This is a genomic window from Lacihabitans sp. LS3-19, assembly GCF_024343575.1.
Taxonomy (GTDB): domain Bacteria; phylum Bacteroidota; class Bacteroidia; order Cytophagales; family Spirosomataceae; genus Leadbetterella.
The window spans coordinates 1-2,031 of sequence record NZ_RJUA01000063.1; the positions used below are offsets into that span (position 1 = coordinate 1).

Here is a 2,031-nt window from a genome sequence, read left to right on the forward strand (position 1 = left end):
AGAGATAAGTTTTAGTTATTAGTAAACAAATCCTTAAATTAAATCCTGACAGAATTAAACTAGGTTTTTTTATTTAACGGTAAAATATATTTCTTAATTTGTGAAACCTTACCCTGTTAGCATTAAATAAATTGAGAAATAAAACTATAATTTTCCTTTTTTTTATCTCCCAAATAAGCTTTTCGCAATCAACTGAATTGCGACCACATATTATTGTAAAAGGGCTTGGAAATCAAAGTTATATTAACACACAAAAAGACTCCATATACCTAAAAGGCTTGGAGAACTTAATTGACATAGAATTCCCAAATATTGGCGATTCAATCTTTTACCAACTTGAAGGTTTCGATTCCCAATTATTGAATTCAGCATTCCCAAAAATCCGATATACTAACCTTAGTGGCGGAAAATACCTCTTAAAATACAGACTTTCGAGTCAAAAAGATTTTAAAACCATAACCGTAAATATCGAAGAAGCTATTTGGCAAAAATGGTGGTTTTTCCCAATGATTGCATTTTATATTTTGCTATTAATTGGAATCGGTTTCTATTTCTTTTTCTTGTACAATTTCCGTCAAAAAATGAAAATGCAACAACTTCGCAACAAAATCTCCTCGGATTTGCACGACGAAGTGGGCTCCAATTTGAGTAGTATTGCCATTTATACCCAAGTACTCAAGAAAGGTCTGAAAGATTCAAACCTTTTGCCAATATTGGATAAAATCACCGCAAATTCAAAAGAATCGGTAACGCTCATGCAAGATACCGTGTGGGCATTAAACCCCAACAACGATTCTCCTGAGCGATTATTTAAGCGTATAGAAGCCTACGCCCGTGAAGTTCTTTCAGAAAAAAACATCAGTTATTTCCAACAAACAGATATACCTATGGAAAAAGTAAAACTAGATATGGAAGACCGCAAAAATCTGTATTTGATTTTGAAAGAAGGCATAAATAATATAGCCAAACACGCCGAAGCCACCAAAGCCTCGTTGGAAGTTTCTGAAAAAAATCAAAAGATAATTTTCACATTAACAGATAATGGTGTTGGCTTTGAAATAGATCAAAAAACAGAAGGAAATGGCCTGAGGAACTTTAAAGAAAGGGCTGAGGAATCAAATTTTGAATTGAAAATTGAAAGTGATGCAGGTAAAGGAACTATACTTTCTATATGTCTTTCTCACTAGAATTAGGGATTTTTTAGAATTGAAAACTATGCCAATTTTGTAGAAATAAATAACACAGAATGGTAGCTTTTTCAACAACGTATTTACAACAATTAAAACCTAAACCCAAGCAAATGATAAGAGTAGCCTTATTTGAAGACAACAAGAACTTTAGAGAAAGTTTGTCACTTTATTTGGCTAGTTCAGAGAACATTTGGATGACTGGCTCATACCCTGACGCCAGAGAGGCGGTTTCGATTGTGAAAAAGCAGAAACCTGATGTGATATTGATGGACATTGAGATGCCCTATATGAATGGCATACACGCAATGATAGAAATCAGAAAGGCCGTTCCCGATGCTAAAATCCTTATTCAGACAGTTTTTGAAGACGAAGACCGCGTATTTCAGGCCATTTGTGGTGGTGCCTCAGGCTATATCATCAAAAACCCTGACCCAGAAAAATATGTGCAGGCTATAGAGGAAGTGAATGGAGGCGGCTCGCATTTGTCGCCAGCCATAGCGGCCAAAGTGATGCAGATGTTTCAGAACCAATTTGTGAAAAAGGAACCAACATTTGTGGACCTAACAGCACGAGAAAAAGACGTGTTGGGTTGTTTGGTAAAAGGAATGAGTTACAAAATGATTGCGGATGCATGTAGCATAAGCTATGCCACTGTAAACACACACGTAAAGCATATTTATGAGAAATTGCATGTAAACTCAGCACCCGAAGCCATCATCAAGGCCATAGAGATGCGATTGGTCTGAAAGGTTGGGTTCTTAATTTATAAACTCCGATGGCCCAGAGGGTGTAAGTTATGGGTTCAGAAATACTCAAAATTATTCCGAAAATAAAGGCTAAA

The 2,031-nt window shown here is 35.8% G+C and carries 2 protein-coding genes; both read left to right on the forward strand.

Annotated features, from left to right (window positions below):
* The first annotated feature begins 197 nt into the window (after positions 1-197).
* Positions 198-1,187: a histidine kinase gene (locus tag EGI22_RS15270; RefSeq protein ID WP_255069102.1), complete on the forward strand. Its 990-nt coding sequence runs from the start codon at positions 198-200 to the stop codon at positions 1,185-1,187.
* Positions 1,188-1,300: 113 nt separating this feature from the next.
* Positions 1,301-1,936: a response regulator transcription factor gene (locus tag EGI22_RS15275; protein WP_255069293.1), complete on the forward strand. Its 636-nt coding sequence runs from the start codon at positions 1,301-1,303 to the stop codon at positions 1,934-1,936.
* Positions 1,937-2,031: the final 95 nt, after the last annotated feature.